Below are 24867 nucleotides of genomic sequence, written 5' to 3' on the forward strand. Positions count from 1 at the left end.
CTCTTCCTGCCGTTGGGGGCTACTGTCGGCGGGATTCCGACGTCATTCTCCGCTCAAGCGATGGCATCGTCGTGACGGTCATGCGCGCGCGTATCCTGCAGCTCGGGCACGAGCCCGAAGTCAGTCAGAAGCTGACCCACCTCGGTCTTGTCGAAGCGGTGGACCAAGTGTCGCTCCGCGAATGCGGGTCCCGGGATGTGCAGTTCTTCTCCGTCGGCAAGGATCTTGGTGGCATGCAGGAGGAACCGAAGGTCGTATGTCGAGTTGTAGACCTCCGGCACGCCTCGCTCAACGTTCAGCAGCTGGTACGTCGCCTCCATCGCTGTGCGCACCGAGTACTCGGTGGTGAAGATGCAATCGCGCGTCGTTTCGGCGAACTGGCCGATGAACGCGAAGTTCACGCTTCCCTCCGGCACGACGGCGGGGCGGTCGCCCGCCGTGCGCGGCATGAAGAATGAGGTCACATAGGGCATCATCACCGGCACGGTCTTGGCGCCGGTCGCGGCCAGCTCGGGGATCTCGTCGACGGGGACACCCATGTGGTACAGCCATTCCTGCGTGATCTCTTCGCCAGTGCAGTCCTGCATCGCCTTCTTGACGTAGGCGCCCGGCGTTTCGACGAACAGGCCGTACACCCACACCACGATCTCGGTGGGCTTCTGCGCCTTGAAGTGCGGCTGTCGGTTCACTGTCCAGCTCATCAGCCACGGCGAGTCCCGCACCGTGACGATGCCGCCCGTGACGACCTTTCCTGAGAACGGGTCGCGCTCGGCGATCTTCTCGATATACGCCGGGATACGGGCATCCAAAGTTGTGACGGTTGCCGACTCCCACTTCGTCTTGTCTACATCGCGGCAGAATACGTCAGGGCGACCAAAGTCGGGCGATTTCGCGGCGATCGTCTTCCACAGATCCCATGCCGGAGCCGGGCCCGTATTGAGCACGGCAGGTGTCTTGTGGTCGCCGTCATCCGAGTTCTCGGTGAGCGAGCCGATCGTGACCAGCGCCAGGTCGTTCTCGCTGAGATCGACACCGCCCACGATCCCCTTCTCTACCCAGTCGAGCCGCGTGGCCTGCTTGCGCCCGTCGCTGATATCGAACTGGACGTCGGTCACGGTGGTGTTGAACTGGAACGTGACGCCGCGCTCGAGGAGCCAGGTATACATCGGCAGAACGAAGGACTCGTACTGGTTGAATTTCGTGAACTTCAGGGAGGACATGTCGGGGAAGCCGCCGAGCTGGTGCACGAAGCGGTGCAAGTACAGCTTCATCTCGAGCGCGGAGTGCCATTCCTCGAACGCGAACATCGTGCGCCAGTACAGCCAGAAGTTGCTTTCAAGGAACTCCTTGGAGAAGACCTCGTCGATGCGCTTGCCTTCCATCTCCTCACGGGTGGCGAGGAACAACTTCACGATCTCCTTCTGCGCCTTCGAGCTGAGTCCGAACTTGAAGTTCGTGCCGGCGTCCTGCCCCTGCTTCTCGGTCACGCGACGCTTGGAGGAGTTCGGGTCATCCTTGTTCAGCCAGTAGAACTCGTCGAGCATGCTGCCGTCGACCTCAAGGGAGGGCACCGTCCGCAGGAGATCCCAGAGGCATTCCATGTGGTCTTCCAGCTCGCGTCCACCGCGGATCACGAACCCCTTCTCGGGGTACTTGATGCCGTCGAGCGCACCGCCGGGCAGGCTGAGCTCCTCGAGGATGGTGATCTTCTCACCCTTCATCTGACCGTCGCGGATCATGAAGATCGCGGCCGCCATGTTGCCCAACCCGGCACCGACCAGCCAGGCGGTCTTGTCGTCAACGCCCACAGGTTTACGGGGCCGGGCGAATGCCTCGTAGTTGCCGCTGCTGTAATGCATGGGTGGACCACCTATCCGATCGGTATGGCACTGAGTCGGAGCTGGACGAGAGCGTGTCCGCTCCGATCCATCCAGCGTATGAAGGGTTGTCCTGTCCGCGGCGGGAAACGCAGCGAAATCCTCCTTGGCGTCACCCGGGGGTCACCCGGCTGGGAGAACAGGGAAGCGTCCGTGCGGTTGACCTCCTCGCGTCGATCTCTACCTGGCGCAGTAGGTCGTTCTACCTGGCGCAGTAGGTCGTTCTACCTGGCGCAGTAGGTGGAGCCGGCTCGCCATCCGGAACCCTTCAGGTCGGCGGATGCGCGTTGGACAGGCTCGGCCGGCCGACGCGGACCATGCTCGACTTCACGATCGTCAGAGGATGATGGATCCATGCCCGCCGCCCACCGTCCCGGTCTTCGGGTCGACTCAACACTCACGATCCCCGAGTCTGAGCTGTCGTGGCGGTTCTCGCGGTCATCCGGTCCCGGCGGGCAAGGCGTGAACACTGCCGACTCCCGAGCGGAACTCGTATGGGATGTGGCAGGCTCGGCCGTTCTCTCTCCGATCCAGCGGGAGCGACTCCTCGAGCGTCTGAGCAGTCGCGTTGTCGACGGAGTACTGACGATCACAGCATCCGAGCATCGCGCGCAATTGCGCAACAGGAATGCTGCGCGCGCTCGGCTGGCCACTGTCGTGGCCGACGCTCTGCGGCCGCCGTCACCGTCACGACGACCGACGAGACCGAGTCGCGGTGCCAAGGAACGGCGCTTGGAAGCGAAGAAGCGGCGCACCGACGTCAAGCGACTGCGTCGCCCACCTCACGACTGACCCCGGAGTGGTACTCCGGCCACCTCGACCAACACCTCGTATTGCGACCGCGTGCATGGCTGGCCGTCCATCGAAGCACCTCATCATCGCCTTCGGGGTCGCGCAATGACGGGATGTGCAGGAGACTTGCGTCACCTGGACCGAGGAGGACAACCATGCCGGAACCGATCGAAGTGGGTCTCGTCTCGTACACGCTCTCCGCCGACACGTACGCGCGCATCGGCGCGGACTTCGACCCCGAGGCGGTCGACGACGCAATCCTCGCTCGACTGAACGAACTCGTGCCACCCGGCGTGGTCGTGCACCGCAACGGCAAGGCGTTCGCCGACGCCGACATCGCCGACGTCGCCCGCGAGCTCGACTGGCAGCACCTCCTGTCGCAGATCGACGTCAACCAGATTCTCGCCGACCACAGCCGCTGAACTGAGCCCCGCGAGCCGGCCGCGGCGATCGCCATGGCCGACGCGACGGAGCGAGCAGCACAGTGTCGGATGCCTCGTGCTGCATGTCGTCCCGCATGCGCCGACCCTGCTCCGCGCCGAAGGTGAGAGGCTTGACGGCGATCCGCGATCCAGGAGGAACATGTCGCACGTCGACCCGATCGATCTGGCCGACTGGCCGCGCCGCCAACACTACGAGCATTACCGCGATGCGGTGCCGTGCAGCTACAGCGTCACCACCGAGGTCGACGTGACGGCCCTGCGCACGGCGCTCCGAGCGGTCGGCCGCAAGACCTACCCTGCCCAGATCTACGCACTCGCGACGCTCGTGAACCGCTTCGCCGAGTTCCGCATGACCACGACCGACGGCGGCGGGCCGGGCACGTGGAGCGAGGTGCATCCGGCGTACACGGTGTTCAACTCCGAGCTCGAGACGTTCTCATGCGTCTGGACGCCCTACGACGGCGACTTCACCGTCTTCCACGACGCGGTGGTCGCCGACCTCGACCGATTCAGCACGGCCACCGGCCTGTTCCCGCAAGGCGATCTGCCGGCCAACATCTTCGACGTGTCGAGCATTCCGTGGCTCGGCTTCACGGGCTTCACGCTCGACATCACGGGCGGCAACGGACACTTGGCACCGATCTTCACGATCGGGCGGTTCGTCGAACGCGACGGGTCGACGTTCATGCCGCTGGCGCTGCAGGTGCACCACGCGGCGGCCGACGGGTTCCATGCGGCGCGCTTCATGAACGAACTGCAGTCGATGGTCGACGACCCCAGCTGGGTCGGCCACTAGACGCGCCGGGCGAAGCGCCCTAAACTGCCGAAGCTGCGTCATTCGCGCGGCATGGGTCCGGTGCATCCGGTGAGGGAAGGAGTCGATCATGGCTGTCGTTGTCGTGAACCTCCACGTTCCTTTCACTTGCGAGGCCCCCTCCCGCTAAGAGCGGCCCGGTGGCCTCCGCGATCCACGGAGATCCACCTTGCACATCACCACGTCACTCGACGTTTCTGCCGTGCTGCGTTCGCACGCGGCATCCCACGACCTCACGACCCCGCGTTTCGACGCGGGCGACCTCGCGTTCCAGACCACGGAACCCGGCGAGGACCAACGCTGGTCGACCTGGCCGGCGACCACCCCCTCCGAGCGCGGCCCGGAGCCGCGCCCCGATTGGCTCGTCACGGATGCCGCGGCGATCGACACCGAGCTCGGCGTCGTGAAGACCGGCAAGGAGGCCGACCTCAACCTCATCGAACGCGCCGTGCCGGGTGCGGAACCCGGCACGCCCGGCAGAAGCGTGCTGCTCGCCGCGAAGCGCTATCGAGGCAACGAGCACAGCGATTTCCACCGCTCGACGGTCTACACCGAGGGCCGCGGCACCCGCCGCAGTCGTGACGCGCGCGCCGTCGCGAAGGGATCGACGTTCGGCCGTGAGGTCGCGCGCGTGCAGTGGGCGTACGCCGAGTTCGAGGCGCTGAAGCGACTCACCGAGCTCGGGGCATCCGTGCCGTACCCGGTGCAGGTCGGCGGCACCGAGGTGCTCATGGAGTTCATCGGCGACGGCCGGGTCGCGGCCCCGCGGCTCGCGCAGGTGCGCGCGACCCCCGACGAACTGCGCGATCTGTTCCACCAGGTCGTGGAGTTCATGCGCACGCTCGCGCACTCGGGGCTCGCTCACGGCGACCTCTCGCCGTACAACCTACTCGTGCTGCACGGGCGGGTCGTCGCGATCGACCTGCCGCAGGTCGTCGACGTGGTCTCGAACCCGCAGGGGTTCGATCTACTGCACCGCGACTGCAAGAACGTCTGCGACTGGTTCACCCGGCAACGCCTCGAGTGCGACGCAGAGCAGCTCTTCAGCGAGCTGATCGCCGAGGTCTACAGCTGAGACGGCGGATGTCGCGGCGCCCACGACGTCCGTCGGCCCAGACATCCGCCGGCCCAGACATCCGCCGGCCCAGTCTGCCCGGCTCAGGGACAACCCTGAACTCAGGTCACGATTCGCCAACACCCATTGCGAATAGGAAGATATCTTCCTATTCTCTCGGTATGGAACTTCGAACCCAATCGATCACGGTGCTCGCTGCGGGCGCGCTCGCCCTCCTCCTGAGCGGATGCGGGGCGACCCCGCTCGAGAATTCCGGCTCGACCTCGACAGGCACGGCCACGCCGGTCGCCTCCGAGACCGCCGAACCGACCGAGGCCGCGACCGACCCCGCCCAGCCGGCGACGAGCTGTGCGTCGGTGTTCACCGCCGACGAGTACGCACAGCTCGCCGACGACGGTCTCGTTCTCGACGAAGACGATCCGTTCCTGCTCGGGCCCGTCATGGAGCGCATGGCAGACGAGGGCGCCCTCGTCTGCGTCTGGAGCAAGCCGAGCAGCGATGTCTCCGTCTGGTACGCGCGCCTCGACGTGGGCGACGCCGGAGACGCCTGGCTCACCGAGCTCCAAGCCGAAGGCTGGCTCGACGACACCGAACGTGGAGACGGCACCTACCTCGCACCCGCCGACTACGACTCGAACTACCAGCCCTCGGTGCAACTGAGCAACGGAGTGCTGCACTTCGCGAGCTACAACCAGCTGCTCGAATCGGTGCTCGAGCTGCAGTGACAGAGCGGCGCGGCGGATCCTGAGCGCTACACCCGGGCCGTCGCGTCGGCGACCGGCACGACACGTTGCGTCGTGTCGCGCGCCGCGGGCGTGAGCATCTCGGCGACGGCTGCCGGTTCGGCCGCGTACTTCACACGCAGCGCGTCGTCGATGCGCAACTCGAGATCTGGGTCGCGCACCGCCTCGAGCGAAACAGCCTGCGACCCGACCGGGGAGCGGAAGCCCACGCCTGCATTGCGGGTCGCGCGCAGGTACCACTTGGACTCCGGGCCGTACGCCGAGCGCACATAGATCGCGTCGTTGACAGCGACCGACCAGATCGGCGTCGAGAGACGGCGCCCGTCGCGGGTCTTCGTCTCGATGTGCACCGTGTCGGTGTCGCGGAGGTGGATGAACAGTGCTGCGTCGAGGCCCATGCCAAGGTGCAGCGCGAGGCGCCGACGAGGTATTCCGCCGACGTGCCGCATTTCCCGGCCGCGCGCCGCCGTTCACACGGCACCGCGCAGGCGATACAGTGCCCACGGGTCGATGCGGACCAGCGCGAGCCCGGAGACCTCCGGATGTCGCGGCTCCGCAGCATCCGCCACCCGCTGTTCACCTGAGAGAACGAGACTGCAGCCATGACCGATCCGACGCCTCCGCAGGGTTCACCCGAGACGCCGCGCAACTTCCCACCGTCGCATCTCACGCCGTCCGACGGAGCCGCCGCGACGATCGGGGTGGAGACCGCACAGGTCACGGCGGTCACCGAGGCCGGAGCGCGCAAGGGCCGTATTCTCGCGTGGGGGCTGTGGGACTGGGGCTCGGCGGCCTTCAACGCGGTCGTCACGACGTTCGTGTTCACGGTGTACCTCACGAGCGAATCATTCGGGCCGACGGGCACCGTCGAAGCGCAACTCGGGTGGGCACTCGCCATCGCTGGCCTTTTCATCGCCCTGCTCGCGCCGATCACCGGGCAGCGATCCGATACGAGCGGGCGGCGCAAGTTCTGGCTCGCGGTGAACACCTACATCGTCGTCGCGATGACGCTTGCGATGTTCTTCGTACTGCCGGCGCCCGAATATCTGCTGCTCGGCCTCTTCCTGGTTGCAGCCGGCAACGTGTTCTTCGAGTTCGCGGGCGTCAACTACAACGCGATGCTCGTGCAGGTCTCGACCCCGCGCTCGATCGGCAAGGTCTCTGGCTTCGGCTGGGGCATGGGCTACGTCGGCGGCATCGTGCTGCTGCTCATCGTGTACTTCGGCTTCATCCAGCCCGAGGTGGGCCTCTTCGGCGTCACCGGCGAGAACGGTCTCGACGTGCGGGTCACGATGCTCGTCTCGGCGGTCTGGTTCGGTCTCTTCGCCCTGCCGGTGCTCTTCGCGGTGCCCGAGTACCGCAACCCCGCCGCCGTCGACCGAGAGAAGATCGGCTTCTTCGCCTCGTACGCCCGCCTCGGCCGCGACATCAAGCGGCTCTGGAAGGAGCAGCGCAACACGGTGTGGTTCCTGCTCGCGAGCGCGGTGTTCCGCGACGGGCTTGCGGGAGTGTTCACGTTCGGCGGCGTGCTCGCGGCATCCGTCTTCGGTTTCTCGGCGGGCGAGGTCATCATCTTCGCGATCGCCGCGAACGTCGTCGCCGGCATCTCGACGATCGCGGTCGGCGCCCTCGACGACAAGCTCGGTGCGAAGCCCGTCATCGTGACGGCGCTCATCGGGCTCGTCGTCAGCGGCCTGCTCGTGTTCTTCCTGCACGACGGCGGTCAGATCGTGTTCTGGACCGCCGGTCTCGCGCTCTGCCTCTTCGTCGGCCCCGCGCAGTCGGCGAGCCGCACCTTCCTCGCGCGGCTCATCCCGGCGGGCCGCGAGGGCGAGGTCTTCGGCCTCTACGCGACGACCGGCCGTGCGGTGAGCTTCCTCGCACCGACGGCGTTCGCGCTCTTCGTCACGATCGGCGGCGAGCCGTACTTCGGCATCCTCGGCATCATCCTCGTGATCGCACTCGGGCTCGCGCTCCTGATTCCGGTGAAGGCGACGGCGCCGACCAAGTAGGGCTGACCGAGCGGATGCCCCGCGGCGGCCGGGCCGGGCCGTCGACTCACTTGCGGCCGTCGGAGCCCAGCCGCGTCTGCGCGCGCAGGCGCGCGACGATCTCGTCGAGCGTGCGGCTGACGATGCGGGGCATGTCGACGGCGTCGGGTTTCAGGAGCCATTGCACCTGCAGGCCGTCCATGACGGCGATGAGCGCGGATGCCGAGTCGAGCAGCATCGCGACGAGCAGCCCCTCTTTGCTGCCGAAGTGGTGCAGCACGCCGGCGTGGGTCATGCCGGCCTGTTCAGCGACTTCGACGAGGGCGCCCTTGTTGTAGCCGCGAGCACCGAATACGTTCATGGCGGCCTTGAGCACGGCCTCGCGGCGCTCGGTGGTCTTGGCCTGGGGGCGCTGCACGCGCTCGGCATTTCAACGAGATCGACCCGACCGAGGCGCCCACCCCCCTGGCTGGCCGAATCGGTGGAGTGGAACCTCGAATCCGCCCGGGCCGTGATCACGGCGCGCGAGGGCGTCAAGTGGTCCGACGGAACTCAGTGAGTCGGTGGCGACCGATCGGGCACCTCAGTCGCGGGGCCACGCCTCGATGAAGCGTGAAAAGAGGCGCGAGAACTCGGCAGTCTCTTCGGGCGTGAATCCGGCGAGCGCGGTCTCCACAGCGCTGCGGCGCGTATCCCGTGCGCTCGCGAGCAGGTTGCGCCCGGCCCCCGTCAGCACGAGCGCGCTGCGCCGCGCGTCGGAGGCGTCCACCTCTCGGCGCACGTGACCAGCCTCGACGGCAGCCTGCACGAGCCGGCTCGCGCGCGGTTGATCGACGCCGATCGCGTCGGCGAGCTCGCTCACCGACAGGGGGTGCCCTGCGCCCTCGAGCGCGTCGAGCAGGCGGAAGCGCGCCGCATGCGCGAGCCCGTGCCGCGTCGGGCCACCCCGGCCGCCCCCGCCGCCAAGACCGCCCATGCCGCCGCGTGCGCCCCACTCGTCCGGCACACCGCGACCCCGCCGATGTCCGTGGCCCTCATGATCGCCGGGCTCGCCGGGCTCGTGCCCGCCTCGCCCGAAGTGCTCTGAGCGGCGCTGCAGGCGACGCCGCTCCTGGTCGCGGCGCATCGTGACGAGCGACTGCTCGATCAGCGTGATCGGGTCGCCCGAGGCGCCGGCCGCGGCATCCGACCCTGAATGTTCGCCGGGAGGGACTTGACTCGATGCGCTCATGTATGTCATTTTACATAAACATGTAACGGAGCATGCAATAGACCAGGTGCGTGACACGGGCATGAGCGAGAGCCGCCCGTGCGCACCTGCCACAGCGGGCGAGCCTCCAGCGCCGCCCGCGACACCGATGCGCATCGCGCACGAAAGGAACACCCATGTCGAACAACGACAACATCACTCCAGACAGCAACACCAGTAACACGTCCATCCCGACGAGCCCGCGCCCACTCGGCTTCTGGCTCCGGGTCATCGAACGTCGTCTCGACGACGGAATGCGCGAACTCTTCGCGGCGGAGGGAATCACCCGCCGCGACTGGCGCCGCCTCAACCTCGTGGCCGGCACCGTCACCGATCCCCGCATGAGCGAGAAGCTCGCAGCGCGCCCCGAGCGCGTCGAGCCCCTCGTCGAGCGCGGCTGGGTCGAGGGCGAACCGGGCGCCTGGCGCCTCACCGAAGCCGGCGAGGCCGCACGTGCGTCACTGCACGAGCGAGTCTCCTCGCTGCGTGCGAAGGTCGCCGGCTCCGTCAGCCCCGAAGACTTCGCGACGACGCTCGCCTCACTCGAGGCGATCGCCCGCGAGCTCGGCTGGAGCGAAGACGAGCGGATGCCGCGCCGCCATGGCCGCGGCTTCGGCCGCCGTCACTTCGGCGAGGGCTACGGCCACCGCCACGGCGACCGCCACGGCGCGGGCCGCGGCGAGTGCGGCCAAGGTGCCGCTCGCAACGATGTGCACGTCCATGTGCACGTGCACGGTGACGCCGATCAGCACGGCGATCCGCGCCAGCACCCTGACCACGGCGCCCGTCGTGGCCGCACCGGGCACGGTCGCACCGGGCACGGTCGCACCGGGCACGGGGCAGACCGCGCCTGATCGTCGCGGTAAGTGCGTCGATGCACCACGAGGGGTCCGCCAGCGGCGGGCCCCTCGTTCGTCGCGGTAGGTGCGTCGATGCACCACGAGGGGTCCGCCAGCGGCGGGCCCCTCGTTCGTCGCGGCATCCGTGCGCAAGGGGGAAGCGCCGCAGCTACAGTGGGTGAACCCGCCGCCGGACCCGACCGGCGTCACTGGATCGCCGCGGCAGCGTCGCCACGGAGAAGGAGCCCCATGAGCGCGCTCACCCCGAGTCCTACGATCACGCCTGCACGAACGTCGGATCGACGGCTGCTGACGTGGATGTTCGTGATGAACGCCGCGATGCTCAGCTGCTACGCCGCGTTCATGGTGATCTTCATTCCCGATCAGGTGCAGCAGCTGGACCCGGCGAACAAGGTGGGCAACCTCGCCCTCGTGATGACGGCGTCCTCGATCGGCGCGATCATCGTCCACCCGCTGATCGGCGCATTCTCCGACCGCACCCGCAGCAGGTTCGGTCGGCGCGCACCGTGGATGGTCATCTCGGCGGCGACCGCTGCCGTCATGATGGTGCTGCTCTCTGGCGCGGCGAGCTTATGGTGGATCGGCGTGTACTGGGTGCTCGTCATGCTCGCCCTGAACGCGATCGGCACCGCTCAGGCGGCGATCGTGCCCGACCGAATCCCGAAGGAGCGGTTCGGCGCCGCCTCGGGAGTGCTCGCCATGGGCACGTTCCTCGGCATGGGCCTCGGCGTCGCGGGCGCCGGGTTCTTCGCGAACAGCATCGGCATCGGCTACGCCGTCTTCGGCGGGATGATCCTCGTCGTCACCCTGGCCTTCACGATCTTCAACCGCGACTTCTCGTCGCGTGACCTCGAGGTGGCGCCATTCAGCTGGAAGCTGTTCTTCGCGAGCTTCTGGGTGAACCCGAAGCAGCATTCGGACTTCTGGTGGGCATTCGCTGGCCGGTTTCTGATGATCCTCGCCTACCAGAGCGTGCAGTCATACCTGCTGTACATCCTGCGTGACTACATCGGCATCTCCGACGCCGAGTCCACCGCGCTCAGTACACCGCTCACCGCCGTGATGCTGGTCGGGGCCCTCGCCACGGCGTTCGTGACGGGCAAGCTCTCGGATCGCTCGGGGCGCCGGAAGGTGTTTGTCATCATCGCGTCGCTCATCATGGCGTGCTCCCTCGTGATCCCTCTGGTCTCCCCGACCATCGGCGGCATGTTCGCCCTCGCCGCCACCTTCGGGCTCGGCTACGGCATCTACCTGAGCGTCGATGCGGCCCTCATGACCGAGGTGCTGCCGGCCGCCGAGGCGGCGGGAAAGGACCTCGGCATCCTGAACATCGCCACGACGCTCCCCCAGGCCCTCACGCCGGTCGTGGTGTGGGCGCTCATCACCGCCACCGGCAGCTACACGTCGGTGTTCGTCGCCGGCATCGTGTTCGCCGGGCTCGGTGCGCTCTCGGTCCTCCCCATCAGGCGCGTTCGATGACCGCACGTGAGATCATCGCGCCGGTCGACCTCGTCCGGCCGAACGGACGCCTCGACCCGGCATCCGTCGGCTGGACTCGCCACCAGTTCCACGACACCGATCGAATCGGACGCGGATGGTATGGCTGGGGACGCAACAAGCGATGGGAGTATTGGGGCATCGTGACCCCGACGCATGTCATTGCGCTCACGATCGCGGCGCTCGATTTCGCGAACGTGCGCCAGCTCTGGGTGCTCGACCGAACGAGCATGCAGACCATCGACGCCTTCGAGATCGGTCCATTCAGTCGCGGCGTATCGCTGGCCGGAACCCACGGTGCGGGGCCGAACACCTCGCGGGGCAGACGCCTGTCGCTCCGGTTCGAGGAAATCGACGGCGGCACACGACTGCGCGCGGAGAGCGAGCGGGTGCAGGTGGACGTCGTCGCCGAGACTCGCCCGGGGCACGAGGCGATGGGCATCGCCTCGCCCCACAGTCGGCGGCTGGTCGACTACACCGTCAAAGACGTCGACCGGCCGACATCCGGCAGCCTCACGATCGACGGAGTGGTGCGCGACGTGCCTGCGGAGCACAGCTTCGCCGTGCTCGACCACGCCCGCTCCCGCGGCCCGTACCGCACCGACTGGAACTGGGGTGCCGCCGTCGGTGTGGCCGAAGGCCGCCGCATCGGCATCAACCTCGGCGGCGGCGGCCCGCAAGGCATCCGCAACGGACTCTCGCACACCGCATTCACCGTCGACGGCCGAGTGCACAAGATCCCGACGGCCCTGCGCTGGCAGTTCGACCCGTCTGATTGGATGCGGCCATGGCACATGTCGACCGACCGTGTGGAGCTCGAGTTCACCCCGTTCTACGACCGCTACGCGCGCACCGATCTGCTCGTCATCCGGTCGACGACCCACCAGTGCTTCGGCACATTCGCAGGGCGGGTGCAGACCGACGAGGGCGAATGGATCACGGTCGACGGCCTCGCCGGTTGGGCGGAAGACGTGCACAACCGCTGGTGACGTCGCGCTCGTCATGCGCATCGATCGAGCGCGCGTCGCCAGACGAGCACGAGTCGCCGCACGCGACGATAGGGTAGCCCGCTGTAGTGACCGTCGTGCCCCCTCGTTCGAGACTGGTGCAATGACACCCCATGAGGAGACCACGATGGCGAGCCGAACCCGACGAGCGGCGCAGAGCCTGGGATACCTGCTGGTCACATTGCCGTCGGCGATGATCTCGAGCGTGCTCGGCCTGCTCGCCGTCGTCGCCGCACTCACGATCGTGGTCTTCGGCGCCGGACTCGTGCTGTTTCCGAAGGCCGTCGCCGGCCTGAACCGCTGGGCGGCATGGCATCAGCGTCGGGCCGCCGAACTGCTCAGCGCGGAGATGACTCCGCTGGCACCCGTGTCGAGCTCGATCGGACCGGCCGCGGTGATGCGGCTGCTGCGAGACCCCGGTACGTGGCGGGTCGCGATCTGGCTGCCGTACCACTTCGCCGTCGGCACGTTGTTCGGGCTGGTCGCGTTCCTGTGCGCTGCTCTGATCGTCGTGTCGGCGATGCTGCCCTTCTGGTGGGCGTTCCCGACCGGGTTCCCGCTGCAGATCGCCGGCGTCCGGGCACACGATTGGGGCACAGCGGGCTTCCTGTTCGTCGTCTGCGCCGTCGTCGCCTGCGCGCTCGCCCTGTGGGTCGTTCCGGCACTTGCTCGGGTACACGCTCGCGGCTGCGTCGCGACCCTGGCGCCGTCACGAGCCGACGCGCTCGCGCAACGGATCGAGACGTTGACCACCACCCGCGTCGGAGTGGTCGATGCGCACGGTGCCGAGCTCCGGCGGATCGAGCGCGACCTGCATGACAGCACGCAGGCCAGCCTCGTGACGATCGCGATGAAGCTGGGCATGGCACGGGAGTCCGGCACGATCGACCCGGCCGTGGCGAAGCTGCTCGAAGAGGCCCATGCGGGCACTGAGGAGGCGATGACCGAACTCCGGGGCGTCATCCGCACCATCTATCCGCCGATCCTCGCCGATCGCGGCCTCTCGGGCGCATTGGCCGCACTCGGCAGTCGCTCCGGCATCCCCGTATCGATCGACAGCGGCGAGCTGGGCGCCGTCCCAGTGGCCGTGGAGACCGCGGTCTACTTCGTGATCAGCGAGGCCATCGCCAACGCCGTCAAGCACAGCAGCGCCGATCACGTCGACGTACGGCTCCGACGAGACGGCGACGAGTTGCGCGTCGAAGTCCGCGACGACGGTGTCGGCGGGGTCGACGAACGCCGAGGCACCGGCATCACCGGCATCCGATCGCGAGTGGCCGCACTCGACGGCGACGTGTCGATCGCAAGCCCGGACGGCGGGCCGACGACGATCGCGGTCGAGATCCCGTGCGGGTAGTCGTCGCCGAAGACAATGTGCTGCTCTCCGCTGGGCTCGAGTTGCTGCTCGACACCTACGGCTTCGAAGTGGCGGAGATCGCGAGCGACGGCCCGGCCTTCCTCGCTGCCGTCGAGGCGCACGACCCCGAGCTCGTGATCGTCGACGTGCGACTCCCGCCGACGTTTCGCGACGAGGGCGTGCTCGCCGCACTCGAGGCACGACGCCGTCGACCGACCCTGCCGGTGCTCGTGCTCTCGCAGTACGTCGAGCGGCAGTACGCCGCCGAATTGCTCAGCGACGATCGGGGGCACGTCGGCTACCTCCTGAAGGACCGCATCAGCCGCGTACGCCAGTTCATCGACGCCCTGCACCGGATCGTTGCCGGGGGCACGGTCATCGATCCCGAGGTCGTCGCCCAATTGCTGGGGCCACGACCCCACGACCCGCTCGACCGACTGACGCCTCGCGAGACCGAGGTGCTCGCGGCGATGGCCGAGGGCGACGACAACACCCAGATCGCCGCTCGCCTCGTGGTCACCGAGAACGCCGTGCACAAGCACATCGGCAGCATCTTCGCCAAGCTCGGGCTCCCTCCGAGCGAGAGCGGCCACCGGCGCGTGCATGCCGTGCTGGCCTACCTCGCCGATCGCTGACGACTGCGGACCTCGAAGCCCCTTCGTCAGCGCGACGCGACCAGCTCGTCGTCGACGGCGAGGAACGTCGCGACGACGCCCGGGTCGGCGGCGCCCGCGAACAGCCGTGCAGCGAGCGCCACGCGCGCCCGCCGATATGGTGCGTTCGCCCCGGTCATCACCGAGCGGCTGTTGGCCGCATCGAGCACCGCGGTCGCTTCGAAAGCGATCTGCTCGGCGTCGACTTCGGCGTTCAGCTCGCCCTGCGCGACCGCATACCCGATCGACACCACGAGGTACGAGTTCCACGAGTCGAAGCAAGCGGCCACGGCGTCGCGAACCGGCCCGGGCTTGGCGTCGACATCGGCGATCGCCGTGCCGAAGAAGCATCCGCCGGGAAACACGCGGTCGCGAGAGTAGGCGATCCAGTGATCGTAGAGCGCGACGAGCCTGCGGATGCCTCGTGGCTCGACGCGCGCACGATCGACGACCGTGCGGAGGAACTGATCGCGTGCTGCGTCGACCGTGGCGAGCTGCAGGCGTTCCTTGGTGCCGAACAACGTGGCGACCCCGCTCTTGCTGACCGAGGCTGCGGTTGCGAGCCGCCCGATCGAGAGGCCGTCGAGCCCTTCGACCGAGGCGATGTCGACCGCGCTCGCGAGCACGATGCGTCGCGAGGCATCCCCTCGCAGTCGCCGGCCATCGATATCGGTCATGCTCTCGATTTTACGCACGATCGTTCGTATAGTGTACGTACGACCGTTCGTACTGTTGGTTCACCGCCACCATTGAGGAGTCACGATGTCCGCTGCATCCGTCATCGCCGCCGGCGTCCGCACCGCTGCGGCCGTCTCACCCGAGGCGGGCGCCGCCGTCGCACTGCCGCTCTTCATTCGGATCGGGCGGCGCACGCCCATCGCAGCCGCCGACCTCGCGACGCATCGGGCCGCCCGACGCGGCACGGTGCGCATCCCCGGCATACACGGCACCGGTGTCGACATCGTCACCTACGAGTGGGGCAGCGGAGAGCGCACCGTGCTGCTCGCGCACGGCTGGCAATCACGCGCGAGCGTGTTCGCACCGCTCGTCCGCGAGCTGCGCAGCGAGGGGTTCCGAGTGCTCGCGTTCGACGCGCCGGCCAACGGCGACTCCCCGGGTCGCGACACCTACCTCGTCGACCACCTCGACATCATCGACGAGCTCACCCGCCGCGAAGGACCGTGGCACGGCCTCGTCGGCCACTCCTTCGGCTCCCTCGCCGCGCTCATGGCCGTGCACGACGGCATTGAGGCGAACCGGGTCGTCTCCATCGCAGGCGCCGCCGATCCGCGCATCTTCGTCGAGCTGTTCGGCGAGATGTTCAGACTCGACCGCGCGACGCGCGATGCGCTCGCCCGACGATTCGCCGCTCGCGTCTTCCGCGGCCGGCCCGACCCGTTCGAGCGCTACTCGGCCGTGGGACATCCGCTGCCCGACGCCACGCCCCTGCTGCTCGTGCACGACCGTGGCGACCGGCGGGTGCCGTTCGCCGAGTCCGAGCGACTGCTCGAGGCGAACCGCGACTCGGCCCGGCTCGTGCCGACCGAAGGCTTCGGCCACAACCGGGTGCTGCGCGCCGATGCGACGCTCGACGCGACCATGGCGTTCATGCTCGCCTCCGACGCGGAGCTGGCTGAGCCCGACGCGGCGCATGCCGCGACCGACATGCACTCGTCGACCGACGCGCACTCGTAGACAGCGGCCGGCTGACGCCGATCAGCCCGTGATCAGGCCGAGCAGCACCGCAAGGCGGTCCTCGCCGTCACCTGGGACGCGACGGGTACGTTGCAGCATCGTCAGGCCGTGCAGGCTCGCCCACAGCACCTCGGCGAGCGTGTCGGGTTGCTCGGTGAACGGCTGCACCGCCGCGCGGAGTTCGGAGAAGCCCGCCACCAGCTGCGGCGAGGTGCGCTCATCGGCGAACGCGAGGCCCGTTCCGCGAACGAACATCGCGTCGTACATCGCGGGATGCGCTTCGGCGTAGCCCGATCATCCGCAATCACGGCCGCCTGTCGGCCGCCATCGGCATCCACTTCGCCACAGCGGCCGTGATGGTCGTCGCGGCCGTTCTGCTGTTCCTCTGAGCTCCCGCGGGCCTCGACCCGAGGGTCAGTTGCCCTGCGAGCCTGCGTCGGACGCACCGACATCCGTGCGGTGGAAGTTGTGGAACGACCGCGACGCCGTCGGGCCCCGCTGGCCCTGGTAGCGCGAGCTGTACTCGGCCGAGCCGTACGGTCGCTCGCTCGGCGACGACAAGCGGAAGAAGCACATCTGGCCGATCTTCATACCCGGCCAGAGCTTGATCGGCAGAGTTGCGACGTTCGAGAACTCGAGCGTGACGTGACCGGTGAAGCCCGGGTCGATGAACCCGGCCGTCGAGTGGGTGAGCAGGCCGAGACGCCCGAGCGAACTCTTGCCCTCGAGACGTGCAGCGACGTCATCGGGCAGGGTGACCGCCTCGTACGTCGACGCGAGCACGAACTCGCCCGGGTGCAGGATGAATGCCTCGTCGGGTCGCACCTCGATGAGGTGGGTCAGCTCGGGCTGGTCTTCGGCCGGGTCGATGAACGGGTACTTGTGATTGTCGAACAGCCGGAAGTACCGATCGAGCCGCACATCGATCGACGCAGGCTGGATCATGCCCGGTTCGTACGGTTCCAGACGGATGCGTTCGCGGTCGAGTTCGGCCCTGATGTCACGATCCGAGAGAAGCACGGGGACAGCCTACTGGGGCGATCGACATCGGCGTGGGACATCCAAATCGAATACCACCCATCCGTTAGGTATTGGTGCAACGCTGTCGTCACGCCTTCCCGGTCGGGCATCGTGTGACTGGTGGCGCTATTTGGCGGCGTTCTGTGATCTCCCGGTGGCGCGTCGCTCACGAGAGGCTCGCCATCATGGGAGTCGGCACCCCGGAACGGAAGAACCCGACGTTCGCACTTGAAAAACCGAATGCACTCAAGCTCGAACGCAGTGGTGCCAGCGAGCACGACAAGGTCGAGTTGAGTGAGCCAATCTTTGGTCTACTCAAAGATGTGGTTGACGCTCTGAACCGCGGCCAATCTGTGAGCATCATTGCTCGCGACCGAGAGATTAGCACTCAGCAAGCAGCTGAGATCCTTGGCATCAGCCGACCGACGGTTGTCGAATTGATCAACAAGGGTGAACTTGCAGCGACCGTACCGGGTGCGATGCGCCGGAAGCTTCGCCTAGCCGACGTTCTGGCTTATCGCGACAGCCTTTACAAGGATCGCAACGCCTTTATCGCCGAGAGTTCTGCCGAGTTTGAAGAGGTCGATCCGGCAGCAACCGCGTCGCTGCTGGAAGAGGCGCGTCGCGCGCGATGAACACAGCGCACATGCGACGTAGTTATGAGAGTCGTCTCGTCGCCCTAGAGTTTGGAGACACATTGAGCGCCGACGTCCGCCATGCAAGGTCGAGCACATCGGCTGTGACGCGGCGTTGCGCCTGAGGATTCTTACCGGGCGCTGCTGGGCAGCTCGTCCCAGGAATGCCGGAGTGCTTGCGCGTCCTCCCGGAGCGCAAGCGGCGACCGATGGTCCGGCCCGTCGGAGATGTCGACGTTGCGCTTCGGATCATCTGAGGAGTGTTGCGGGAACACGTGGCAGTGGAGGTGGGGCATGCGATGGCCCATGACGAGGTAGTCGATCTTACGGGGCTCGAATGCTGCTTGGATTGCGCGGCCGGCGCGTTGCGTGTCGGCCCAGAACGCGCTCAGCTGCTCGGGTGGCAAATGGCCCATATCGGTGACATGCGCGCGGAGGATCACGATGCAGTAACCACGGTGAGCCTGATTCCGCGCAATACGCACATGAGTGGTCGCTGTCGACGCGACCAAGATACTGTGCTCGTTCTCATCCAAGTGCGCGTCGACACACATGCCGCATGTGAGCGAATCCGTAAGCGCTGCCCACTCGTTCTCCGACCACCACATCGCGCAATCGTAATAGGTGGTCCACGTCGCAACCTCAGTTAGATCGGCACGGGCCCTTGTCGTCACTTCCTGTTCGTCCCTTTCGAGCGACCGTGCCCACGCTCAAAATCGGTCGTTTGCGACCACACGAGGACGTCCGCAGGCCTTGGTGCAGTGGGCGGCCTGCGGTATGGTCCTCAGCAACACTCGGTAATCCCGAGCGTCGCATACTCCCCTCGAGCGACGAGAAGCCCACCGTGCCCGACTACGGGACGAGCGGGGCCGCGCCCTCTCGGACTGAGGCAATACGGTCCATGTGCTTCGTGCCCCAATCGCCGAGCGCCTCGAGCGACTCGTTCAGCGACACTCCGAGCGCAGTCAACGAATACTCGACTTTCGGCGGGACCTGTTGGTACACCTCCCGGTGCACGATTCCGTCGGCTTCCAGCTCGCGCAGTTGCTGGATCAGCATCTTCTCGGTGATGCCGGGCAGCTGTCGCCTCAGCTCGCCGAATCGCTGGACACCGGAGTGCAGGCCCCAGAGAATCAGGGCCTTCCATTTGCCGCCGATCACGTCGATCGCAGCGTCGATCCCGCAGGAATAGGGCCGATGCTGGCGTTTCATACCGACCCTTCACTGACCTATTGGTAAGTACCTGACTTGAAAGTCGGTACTTGCCAAGAATACCGTGCTGCCAGAGCCTTGGGAGGCAACCGCTTCTTCACGAAAGGGATTCATGTCTGAGAAACTGCCCGCGGTCACCGTCGTCGGGCTCGGCCCGATGGGCCAGGCGATGACCACGACCTTGCTCGGCCAGGGGCTGCCGGTCACCGTCTTCAACCGCACGGCCTCGCGCGCGGACGCGTTGGTGGGCGCGGGCGCTCGTCGTGCAGGTACCGTGGCCGAAGCGCTCGACGCCGCCGACCTCGTGCTGATCAGCCTCACCCACTATCGGGCGATGTACGACTTGCTCGGCCCGGTCGCCGAGCGGCTCGCCGGGAAGGTCCTGGTGAACCTCAGCTCCGACACGCCGCGCGAGGCGGAGCGCGCTGCCGTGTGGGCCGAGCAGCACGGCGCCGCCTTCATCACGGCCGGCATCATGGTGCCCGCGTCGCTCGTCGGCGACGAATCGGCGTATGCGTTCTACAGCGGGCCTCGCGAGGTATTCGACCGTTGGTCCAGTACTCTCGCGCGCATCGCCAGACCGGAATACGTCGGCGCGGAACCCGGGCTTGCCCTGCTCTGGTATCAAGCCCAGCTCGCCATCGTCATGACCGCGGTGGTGAGCACGAGTCATGCCGCAGCCCTGCTCGCGTCGGCCGGGGTGCGCGCGGAGACGTTCCTTCCGTACGCCGTCGAGACCTTCGAGCAGATGCCGTACTTCCTGCAGGGCGCCGCGAAGGAGATCGACGATCGTGCGTACCCGAACGACGGCGCGAGCCTCGCGATGATGGCGGCTGGCATCGACCACATCACGATCGCCAGCGAGGACGCGGGAATCGACGCGACGCTGCCTGCTGCGGTTCGGGCGCTCTACCAGCGCACGGTCGCGCTCGGGTACTCGCAGCACGGCGCGGGCAGCGTCTACGAGGCGATGATCGCGCACCCGCGCGCCGCAGAGGCCGCCTGACCATTAGCGCCAGATCGGGGAGGAACAGCGCGGCACGTCTTGCTAGCATGGTGACCGTGCATTCGTCAGACGGATGCCGCGTGCGGATGTAGTTCAATGGTAGAACTTCAGCTTCCCAAGCTGATAGCGCGGGTTCGATTCCCGTCATCCGCTCCGTCGAACTCCCCCGGAATTCCGCGGGAGTTCAGCCCACGAATGAGAGTTCAGACCCGGCGTGCCCGCCCGCACGAGCGCGCTCACGCAGCGGCCTTCTCCGACGCGGTCGAGCGCAAGGCGAGCGCGACGGCAACGGCCGCGATCACACACAGCACCGCGTTCGCCGCGATGGCGATCGTGATCCCGCTCAGCACTCCGGCCGGGCCTGTGTCGCCGAGCGTGTTCACGTGCGCGGTCACGATCGCCGACATGATCGGGATCCCCATCGTGATGCCCACCTGCTGGCTCATGGTGACCAGGCCCGTTGCGAGGCCCTGCTCCGCATCGGGCAGACCTGAGGTCGACGTGACGACGTATCCGACGATCGCGACCAGGTTGGCGACGCCGCCGACGAACGTAGCCGCGAGTAGGAGGATGATCCAACTGGACTCTGGGCCGAGCAACACGAGGGGGGCAGTCGCGGCCGCCTGCACCAGGAAGCCCGCGACGATCGCCCGCCGCGCACCGAACCGGGCGATGAGCTTCGGGCCGACGATTCCGCCGAGCACCGTGCCCACTCCGAGCACGGCGAACGAGAGGCCCGCGGCGAGCGCCGTGTAGCCGAGTACCTGCTGCAGGTACAGGGTCAAGAGGAAAACGAGCGAGGTCTCGGTGGCGAACGCGAGCAGGCCGGCGGTGTTGCCCCAGGCGACCGTCTTCCGCTTCAGGATCCCGACGGGAACGAGCGGGTTCGCGACACGTTGTTCGATCGCCCAGAAGGTGAGGAGGAGCGCGGCGCCGACGAGCAGTGATCCCCACGCCAACGGGTTGCCCCACGACGTCTCGCCGGCCGTCGTGAGACCGTAGACGAGTGCGAGCAGGCCGAGACTCACGGTGACGGCGCCGGCGAAGTCGAGCCTCGGGCGGTCTTCAGGCCGGCTCTCCTTGAGCACGAACGGCGCGACGACGAGCACCGCGACCGCAACGACGACGTTGATGAAGAACGCCCACCGCCAGCTGAGCACATCGGTGAGCACGCCGCCGAGGATGGCCCCGGTTGTGAACCCGGCGGCCATGAGCGCTCCGTTGAGGCCGAGCGCCCGGTTCCGCTGCGGGCCTTCTGCGAACGAGGTGGTGAGCAGCGACAGCGCCGCCGGCACGACGATCGCCGTCGCCACACCTTGCCCGATTCTGGCGATGATCAACAGCACGGGCTCCTGCGCGAGGCCACCGGCCAACGAGGCTGCGCCGAGCAAGGCCATGCCGATCAGGAAGAGCCGGCGGCGGCCGAACAGATCCGCGATGCGACCGAAGAAGAGTGTGAAGCCCGCCGCCGGCAGTGCGAACGACGTCGCGATCCACTGCAGGTGATCGATGGAGAAGCCCACGTCGGCGCCGATGCTCGGCAGGGCGACGTTCAGGATCGAGAAGTCGACGGCCAAGGTGAAGCTCGCAGTGAGCAGCACGAGGAGCACGAGGTTTTGCCGACCCGTCCAACGAGTCGCTGCTGCCTGGGACGGACCCGCAGACGCAGAGGCAACCGCAGTCGCAGTCGCAGGTCGAGGGGAATCGATGGTCTGGGAGGTGTTGGACATCCCGGCTCCTTCTGGTGTGGAGTGATCGCGGCGCCGGAGGGCGCCGTGAGATCACTCTGCGCCGACCCACGCAGGGCAACCAGACCCGCCTCATCCGATCCCCCGACTGCCTAGCACTGGCAAGGGCAGGCTGTTTCCTGCCGGAAGACCCAGAATGAATGCATGGACAGCAGAACAGGATCAGACGAGCTCGGTGAGTTCCTTCGAGCCCGGCGCGCACTGCTCACCCCTGAGGATGCGGGCATCACCTCCTTCGGTGTCCGTCGGGTGCCGGGCCTCAGACGAGAGGAACTCGCCCAGCTCGCGGGCGTCTCGGCCACGTACTACACGAGGCTCGAACAGGGGCAGTCCACGAATGCCTCCGAGTCCGTCATCGACTCGATCGCTCGCGCGCTGTACCTCAACGATGACGAGCGCGCGCACCTGCACGATCTGGCGCGGCCGACGCGGGCGAGGCGCCGCAGCCCGGCGCGACCCGATCAGGCCCGACCCGGCACGATCCGCCTGCTCGAGGCGATGTCCGACGTGCCGGCGGTCGTCATGGGCCGGCGGAACGAAGTACTCGCGTGGAATCCGCTCGGCCATGCGCTCCTCGCGGGGCACCTGGACTTCGATGCCCCCTCCCGACCTTCGGAGCGACCGAATCTCACGCACCTGCTGTTCCTCGACCCCCATACGAGAGACCTCTACCGCTCCTGGCGAGAGGAGGCCACCCTCGCGGTGGCGTCGCTCCGCTTCACCGCCGCCCAGTTCCAGGATGACGCCGAGCTGACGCAGCTCATCGGCGAGCTCACGCTCAAGAGCACCGAGTTCGCCGCGCTGTGGGCGAAGCACCCCGTGCAGCAGTGCGTGAGTGGAGTGAAGCGCTTCCACCACCCTGAGGTCGGAGACTTCGACTTGAACTTCGAGGTGCTCCACCTTCCCGGCACCACCGGGCAGCGGATGATGACCCACGCGGCCGACCCCGGTTCATCCGATGCCGCAGCGGTGTCGCTCTTGTCGGCGACGATCGCCCCATCGGTCGCAGCAGAGGTCGCCTCGCTCCAGCGCTGAACCGGGGGATCCTTCACACCTGCTGTGCCTCCTCGCGCTGCACCGTAACGGGAACGCCCGTCGCCGCGGAACGCCGCGCAGCGTCGACGATCTCGAGCGTGCGCAGCCCAACGCCGCCATCGGGCTGGGGCTGCGCAACGGGGGCGCGCCCTGGCACGGCCTCGCCGCTGCTGCGCACCGCGCCGAGGAATTCCTTCAGTAGGAGCGCGTCGACATCCGTTGCATAGCCGAGACGGATGCCGCCGCGCACTCCGATACCGCCGACGTGTTCGGCGAACGGCTCGATCTCCACCGAGCCGCGCGTGCCCGTGACCTTCAACGAGACTCCGCCCCAGTTCGGAGCGGTGTCGGGCTGGCTCCAGGAGCAGTCGATCGTCGCGATGAGTCCGCCGGCGTACGTGATCGTCACCAGCCCGCCCGTCTCCACGCTCACGTTCTTCTCGGAATGCAGGATGTTGTTCGCCACGGCGTACACCGATTCGGCTCGCGCGCCGCCGGTGAGCGCGTCGATCAGGTCGGCGCAGTGCACGACGTGATCGACGAGCGCGCCACCGCCGGCGAGCTCCCGGTCGGTGAACCACTGCCGCGAGTCGATTGGGATCTTCCCGTTGTTCGTGCCGACGATCGCGAACAGCTCGCCGAGGCGGCCCGTGTCGACGGCGTGACGCAGGGCGGCGAACTGCGGGGCGAACCGCACGGGGTAGGCCACCATCAGGATGACGCCGGCGGCTTCGCAGGCGGCGATCATCGCCTGCCCGTCGGCGACCTCCGTCGCGAGCGGCTTCTCGCACAGCACGTGCACACCCTCGGCCGCCGCTCGCTCCACGAGCGCTCGGTGGTGCACGTTCTCGCTCGTCACGACGACGGCGTCGGGACCCCATGCGAACAGCGCGTCGTAGTCGTCCGCGTACGGAACACCGATCTTCGCGGCGAGTTCGGGGCCGCGCGGTGCGGCATCGGGTGCAGCCGCGCCATCCGGGTCGCTCGCCATCACCTCGACGTCGAGCGCCAGAAGCGCCTTCGCATAGCCGGCGGCGTGCACATGGGCGAAGGACGCGATCGCAACCTTCAGGGGCTTCTCCGTGATCACGCTGCATTCTCCTGTCGTGTCGGCCTGGTGCTGAACTCCGACATGGTCACGACCTTGCCGGTCGACAGCGACTGCTGTGCGGCCTCGGCGAGATAGACGGCGAACGCGCCGTCCTCCGCGCTCACGCGCGGCGCGGGCCCGCCGTGGAACGCACGAGTGAACTCGCGGATCTCGGTGAGATACGGGCTCTCCCGCAGGTTGCTCGTCGGAATGGTGAGGGCGCCCTCCGACTGTCCCTGCAGCTCGGGTGTCAGGCCCGTGTTCTCCAGCGAGGAGTAGGTCAGCACGCCCTCCTCCCCCGCGATCGAGAAGCCCGTCTTGAACTTCGTGCCCGTCGCACCCCACGTCGCGTGGATGTGCGAGATCGCACCGCCGACATGCGTGAGCGTGACGTGCGCAGACACGAACGACGGCACGACATCGTCGACCGTCGGCGGGTTCTGCACTGCGAAAACGGTGAGCACCTCCCCGCAGGTCCACCGTGCCTGGTCGAGGTCGTGGAGCATGAGGTCCATGATGATGCCGCCCGAGGCCTTCAGATCCTGGAACCAGGTGCCGATGGCGGGGCTGGATGCCTCCCTGAAGAAGCGCGCGACGGCGACCCGTCCGATCTCACCGGATGTCACCGCGCGGTGCGCGGCAGCGTATGGCGCGGTGAAGCGCACGACGTGCGCAGGGTAGATCTGCACACCCGCGCGTTCAGCCGCCTCGTACACCGAGCGCGACGACTCCGCCGTGAGCGTGAGGGGCTTCTCGCAGACGATGTGCTTGCCCGCGGCGATCGCGGCCAGGGCGATCTCCTCGTGGGACGGCGTCGGCGACACGATGTCGATGATCGATGCACGGCGAAGGACTTCGTCGTAGCTCGCGACGACTTCCAGGTCGAACTGCTCGGCGAGCGCCGCAGCCCCTTGCTGCGAATGGACAAGGACGTGCGCGCCCATCTCCTTCCACGCGGGAGCGTGAACGCGGGAGATGCCGCCTGCGCCGATGAGACCGACGACGAGTGCGGTGGATTCGGATGCCAACGATTCCGCGTGGTGCATGAGTGCCTTTCGATTTCGGGCA

The 24867-nt window shown here is 67.5% G+C and carries 26 protein-coding genes, 1 tRNA gene and 1 pseudogene; 16 read left to right on the top strand and 12 right to left on the bottom strand.

From position 1 onward, the window contains the following. Positions 1-53: 53 nt before the first annotated feature. On the bottom strand, positions 54-1859 hold the full coding sequence (locus AC1C2T_RS02810) for an oleate hydratase (protein WP_495361981.1): 1806 nt from the start codon (positions 1857-1859) through the stop codon (positions 54-56). Between the two features lie 372 nt (positions 1860-2231). Here AC1C2T_RS02810 and arfB point away from each other — a divergent pair, with 372 nt between their 5' ends. From arfB to AC1C2T_RS02835, 5 genes are all read left to right on the top strand, one after another. After that, positions 2232-2669, top strand: coding sequence for an alternative ribosome rescue aminoacyl-tRNA hydrolase ArfB (arfB, locus tag AC1C2T_RS02815; protein ID WP_495361729.1), 438 nt, complete (start codon positions 2232-2234; stop codon positions 2667-2669). 155 nt (positions 2670-2824) lie between these two features. Then, entirely contained in the window at positions 2825-3091 is a 267-nt protein-coding gene (locus AC1C2T_RS02820; protein WP_495361728.1) for a hypothetical protein, read from the top strand. A 160-nt stretch (positions 3092-3251) separates the two neighbouring features. Then, positions 3252-3908 (top strand): type A chloramphenicol O-acetyltransferase, encoded by a 657-nt coding sequence (catA, locus tag AC1C2T_RS02825; protein WP_495384174.1) that lies wholly within the window; start codon positions 3252-3254, stop codon positions 3906-3908. 187 nt (positions 3909-4095) lie between these two features. Next, a complete protein-coding gene (locus AC1C2T_RS02830; RefSeq protein ID WP_495361726.1) occupies positions 4096-5001 on the top strand; it encodes a serine protein kinase RIO in 906 nt (301 codons plus the stop codon). Between the two features lie 161 nt (positions 5002-5162). Continuing rightward, positions 5163-5726, top strand: a complete 564-nt coding sequence (locus tag AC1C2T_RS02835) for a hypothetical protein (RefSeq protein ID WP_495384175.1) — start codon at positions 5163-5165, stop codon at positions 5724-5726. Positions 5727-5752: 26 nt separating this feature from the next. Here the strand turns inward: AC1C2T_RS02835 and AC1C2T_RS02840 are convergent, their stop codons facing one another. After that, positions 5753-6142, bottom strand: a complete 390-nt coding sequence (locus AC1C2T_RS02840) for a DUF2255 family protein (protein ID WP_495361724.1) — start codon at positions 6140-6142, stop codon at positions 5753-5755. 204 nt (positions 6143-6346) lie between these two features. Between AC1C2T_RS02840 and AC1C2T_RS02845 the strand changes: the two genes are divergently transcribed. Further along, on the top strand, positions 6347-7756 hold the full coding sequence (locus AC1C2T_RS02845) for an MFS transporter (RefSeq protein ID WP_495384176.1): 1410 nt from the start codon (positions 6347-6349) through the stop codon (positions 7754-7756). 46 nt (positions 7757-7802) lie between these two features. On the opposite strand, the gene AC1C2T_RS02850 is transcribed toward AC1C2T_RS02845, so the two are convergent. Together AC1C2T_RS02850 and AC1C2T_RS02855 are read right to left on the bottom strand one after the other, a co-directional pair. Beyond that, positions 7803-8153, bottom strand: a complete 351-nt coding sequence (locus tag AC1C2T_RS02850) for a TetR/AcrR family transcriptional regulator (protein ID WP_495384177.1) — start codon at positions 8151-8153, stop codon at positions 7803-7805. 165 nt (positions 8154-8318) lie between these two features. Continuing rightward, the gene (locus tag AC1C2T_RS02855; RefSeq protein ID WP_495361721.1) at positions 8319-8966 is read right to left on the bottom strand and encodes a MarR family winged helix-turn-helix transcriptional regulator; all 648 of its coding nucleotides are present in this window, start codon (positions 8964-8966) and stop codon (positions 8319-8321) included. A gap of 155 nt (positions 8967-9121) precedes the next feature. Between AC1C2T_RS02855 and AC1C2T_RS02860 the strand changes: the two genes are divergently transcribed. From AC1C2T_RS02860 to AC1C2T_RS02880, 5 genes are all read left to right on the top strand, one after another. Continuing rightward, a complete protein-coding gene (locus AC1C2T_RS02860) occupies positions 9122-9838 on the top strand; it encodes a MarR family winged helix-turn-helix transcriptional regulator (RefSeq protein WP_495384178.1) in 717 nt (238 codons plus the stop codon). A 234-nt stretch (positions 9839-10072) separates the two neighbouring features. Continuing rightward, entirely contained in the window at positions 10073-11323 is a 1251-nt protein-coding gene (locus tag AC1C2T_RS02865; protein ID WP_495384179.1) for an MFS transporter, read from the top strand. After that, complete coding sequence (locus AC1C2T_RS02870; protein ID WP_495384180.1) at positions 11320-12330, top strand: DUF2804 domain-containing protein; 1011 nt, start codon at positions 11320-11322, stop codon at positions 12328-12330. Before AC1C2T_RS02865 ends, AC1C2T_RS02870 begins: the two co-directional genes overlap by 4 nt. Before the next feature lie 145 nt (positions 12331-12475). Continuing rightward, a complete protein-coding gene (locus AC1C2T_RS02875; RefSeq protein WP_495384181.1) occupies positions 12476-13705 on the top strand; it encodes a sensor histidine kinase in 1230 nt (409 codons plus the stop codon). Continuing rightward, positions 13696-14340, top strand: coding sequence for a response regulator (locus AC1C2T_RS02880; protein ID WP_495384182.1), 645 nt, complete (start codon positions 13696-13698; stop codon positions 14338-14340). Before AC1C2T_RS02875 ends, AC1C2T_RS02880 begins: the two co-directional genes overlap by 10 nt. 26 nt (positions 14341-14366) lie before the next feature. On the opposite strand, the gene AC1C2T_RS02885 is transcribed toward AC1C2T_RS02880, so the two are convergent. Beyond that, positions 14367-15035: a TetR/AcrR family transcriptional regulator gene (locus tag AC1C2T_RS02885; protein ID WP_495384183.1), complete on the bottom strand. Its 669-nt coding sequence runs from the start codon at positions 15033-15035 to the stop codon at positions 14367-14369. An 85-nt stretch (positions 15036-15120) separates the two neighbouring features. Between AC1C2T_RS02885 and AC1C2T_RS02890 the strand changes: the two genes are divergently transcribed. Further along, on the top strand, positions 15121-16053 hold the full coding sequence (locus AC1C2T_RS02890; RefSeq protein ID WP_495384184.1) for an alpha/beta hydrolase family protein: 933 nt from the start codon (positions 15121-15123) through the stop codon (positions 16051-16053). A gap of 21 nt (positions 16054-16074) precedes the next feature. Here AC1C2T_RS02890 and AC1C2T_RS02895 read toward each other — a convergent pair. After that, positions 16075-16329: pseudogene (locus AC1C2T_RS02895) on the bottom strand (TetR-like C-terminal domain-containing protein); the annotation flags it as partial. 138 nt (positions 16330-16467) lie between these two features. Beyond that, positions 16468-17073, bottom strand: coding sequence for a dCTP deaminase (dcd, locus tag AC1C2T_RS02900; protein ID WP_495384185.1), 606 nt, complete (start codon positions 17071-17073; stop codon positions 16468-16470). A 185-nt stretch (positions 17074-17258) separates the two neighbouring features. Here dcd and AC1C2T_RS02905 point away from each other — a divergent pair, with 185 nt between their 5' ends. Beyond that, on the top strand, positions 17259-17708 hold the full coding sequence (locus AC1C2T_RS02905) for a helix-turn-helix domain-containing protein (RefSeq protein ID WP_495384186.1): 450 nt from the start codon (positions 17259-17261) through the stop codon (positions 17706-17708). A gap of 131 nt (positions 17709-17839) precedes the next feature. On the opposite strand, the gene AC1C2T_RS02910 is transcribed toward AC1C2T_RS02905, so the two are convergent. Continuing rightward, positions 17840-18316, bottom strand: coding sequence for an HIT family protein (locus AC1C2T_RS02910; RefSeq protein ID WP_495384187.1), 477 nt, complete (start codon positions 18314-18316; stop codon positions 17840-17842). Between the two features lie 244 nt (positions 18317-18560). Continuing rightward, positions 18561-18920 (bottom strand): winged helix-turn-helix transcriptional regulator, encoded by a 360-nt coding sequence (locus tag AC1C2T_RS02915; RefSeq protein WP_495384188.1) that lies wholly within the window; start codon positions 18918-18920, stop codon positions 18561-18563. Between the two features lie 112 nt (positions 18921-19032). Here AC1C2T_RS02915 and AC1C2T_RS02920 point away from each other — a divergent pair, with 112 nt between their 5' ends. Beyond that, positions 19033-19926 carry an NAD(P)-dependent oxidoreductase gene (locus AC1C2T_RS02920; RefSeq protein ID WP_495384189.1) on the top strand — a complete coding sequence of 298 codons (894 nt, stop codon included), beginning with the start codon at positions 19033-19035 and terminating at the stop codon, positions 19924-19926. Positions 19927-20008: 82 nt separating this feature from the next. Next, positions 20009-20079 (top strand) — tRNA-Gly (locus tag AC1C2T_RS02925). Between the two features lie 83 nt (positions 20080-20162). Here AC1C2T_RS02925 and AC1C2T_RS02930 read toward each other — a convergent pair. Further along, complete coding sequence (locus AC1C2T_RS02930) at positions 20163-21656, bottom strand: MFS transporter (RefSeq protein WP_495384190.1); 1494 nt, start codon at positions 21654-21656, stop codon at positions 20163-20165. A 162-nt stretch (positions 21657-21818) separates the two neighbouring features. Between AC1C2T_RS02930 and AC1C2T_RS02935 the strand changes: the two genes are divergently transcribed. Continuing rightward, positions 21819-22709, top strand: a complete 891-nt coding sequence (locus AC1C2T_RS02935; protein WP_495384191.1) for a helix-turn-helix transcriptional regulator — start codon at positions 21819-21821, stop codon at positions 22707-22709. Between the two features lie 13 nt (positions 22710-22722). On the opposite strand, the gene AC1C2T_RS02940 is transcribed toward AC1C2T_RS02935, so the two are convergent. Together AC1C2T_RS02940 and AC1C2T_RS02945 are read right to left on the bottom strand one after the other, a co-directional pair. Then, positions 22723-23799 (bottom strand): Gfo/Idh/MocA family protein, encoded by a 1077-nt coding sequence (locus AC1C2T_RS02940; protein WP_495384192.1) that lies wholly within the window; start codon positions 23797-23799, stop codon positions 22723-22725. Beyond that, positions 23796-24845 (bottom strand): Gfo/Idh/MocA family protein, encoded by a 1050-nt coding sequence (locus AC1C2T_RS02945; protein WP_495384193.1) that lies wholly within the window; start codon positions 24843-24845, stop codon positions 23796-23798. The genes AC1C2T_RS02940 and AC1C2T_RS02945 overlap by 4 nt, the downstream gene beginning before the upstream one ends. Positions 24846-24867: the final 22 nt, after the last annotated feature.

The sequence above is a fragment of the Agromyces sp. Y558 genome (assembly GCF_059445415.1).

Coding starts and splice junctions, on each gene's coding strand:
- AC1C2T_RS02810 (WP_495361981.1), bottom strand. CDS start 1,859: ATGCATTACAGCAGCGGCAACTACGAGGCATTCGCCCGGCCCCGTAAA.
- arfB (WP_495361729.1), top strand. CDS start 2,232: ATGCCCGCCGCCCACCGTCCCGGTCTTCGGGTCGACTCAACACTCACG.
- AC1C2T_RS02820 (WP_495361728.1), top strand. CDS start 2,825: ATGCCGGAACCGATCGAAGTGGGTCTCGTCTCGTACACGCTCTCCGCC.
- catA (WP_495384174.1), top strand. CDS start 3,252: ATGTCGCACGTCGACCCGATCGATCTGGCCGACTGGCCGCGCCGCCAA.
- AC1C2T_RS02835 (WP_495384175.1), top strand. CDS start 5,163: ATGGAACTTCGAACCCAATCGATCACGGTGCTCGCTGCGGGCGCGCTC.
- AC1C2T_RS02840 (WP_495361724.1), bottom strand. CDS start 6,142: ATGGGCCTCGACGCAGCACTGTTCATCCACCTCCGCGACACCGACACG.
- AC1C2T_RS02845 (WP_495384176.1), top strand. CDS start 6,347: ATGACCGATCCGACGCCTCCGCAGGGTTCACCCGAGACGCCGCGCAAC.
- AC1C2T_RS02855 (WP_495361721.1), bottom strand. CDS start 8,966: ATGAGCGCATCGAGTCAAGTCCCTCCCGGCGAACATTCAGGGTCGGAT.
- AC1C2T_RS02860 (WP_495384178.1), top strand. CDS start 9,122: ATGTCGAACAACGACAACATCACTCCAGACAGCAACACCAGTAACACG.
- AC1C2T_RS02865 (WP_495384179.1), top strand. CDS start 10,073: ATGAGCGCGCTCACCCCGAGTCCTACGATCACGCCTGCACGAACGTCG.
- AC1C2T_RS02870 (WP_495384180.1), top strand. CDS start 11,320: ATGACCGCACGTGAGATCATCGCGCCGGTCGACCTCGTCCGGCCGAAC.
- AC1C2T_RS02875 (WP_495384181.1), top strand. CDS start 12,476: ATGGCGAGCCGAACCCGACGAGCGGCGCAGAGCCTGGGATACCTGCTG.
- AC1C2T_RS02885 (WP_495384183.1), bottom strand. CDS start 15,035: ATGACCGATATCGATGGCCGGCGACTGCGAGGGGATGCCTCGCGACGC.
- AC1C2T_RS02890 (WP_495384184.1), top strand. CDS start 15,121: ATGTCCGCTGCATCCGTCATCGCCGCCGGCGTCCGCACCGCTGCGGCC.
- AC1C2T_RS02905 (WP_495384186.1), top strand. CDS start 17,259: ATGGGAGTCGGCACCCCGGAACGGAAGAACCCGACGTTCGCACTTGAA.
- AC1C2T_RS02910 (WP_495384187.1), bottom strand. CDS start 18,316: ATGTGGTGGTCGGAGAACGAGTGGGCAGCGCTTACGGATTCGCTCACA.
- AC1C2T_RS02915 (WP_495384188.1), bottom strand. CDS start 18,920: ATGAAACGCCAGCATCGGCCCTATTCCTGCGGGATCGACGCTGCGATC.
- AC1C2T_RS02920 (WP_495384189.1), top strand. CDS start 19,033: ATGTCTGAGAAACTGCCCGCGGTCACCGTCGTCGGGCTCGGCCCGATG.
- AC1C2T_RS02930 (WP_495384190.1), bottom strand. CDS start 21,656: ATGTCCAACACCTCCCAGACCATCGATTCCCCTCGACCTGCGACTGCG.
- AC1C2T_RS02935 (WP_495384191.1), top strand. CDS start 21,819: ATGGACAGCAGAACAGGATCAGACGAGCTCGGTGAGTTCCTTCGAGCC.
- AC1C2T_RS02945 (WP_495384193.1), bottom strand. CDS start 24,845: ATGCACCACGCGGAATCGTTGGCATCCGAATCCACCGCACTCGTCGTC.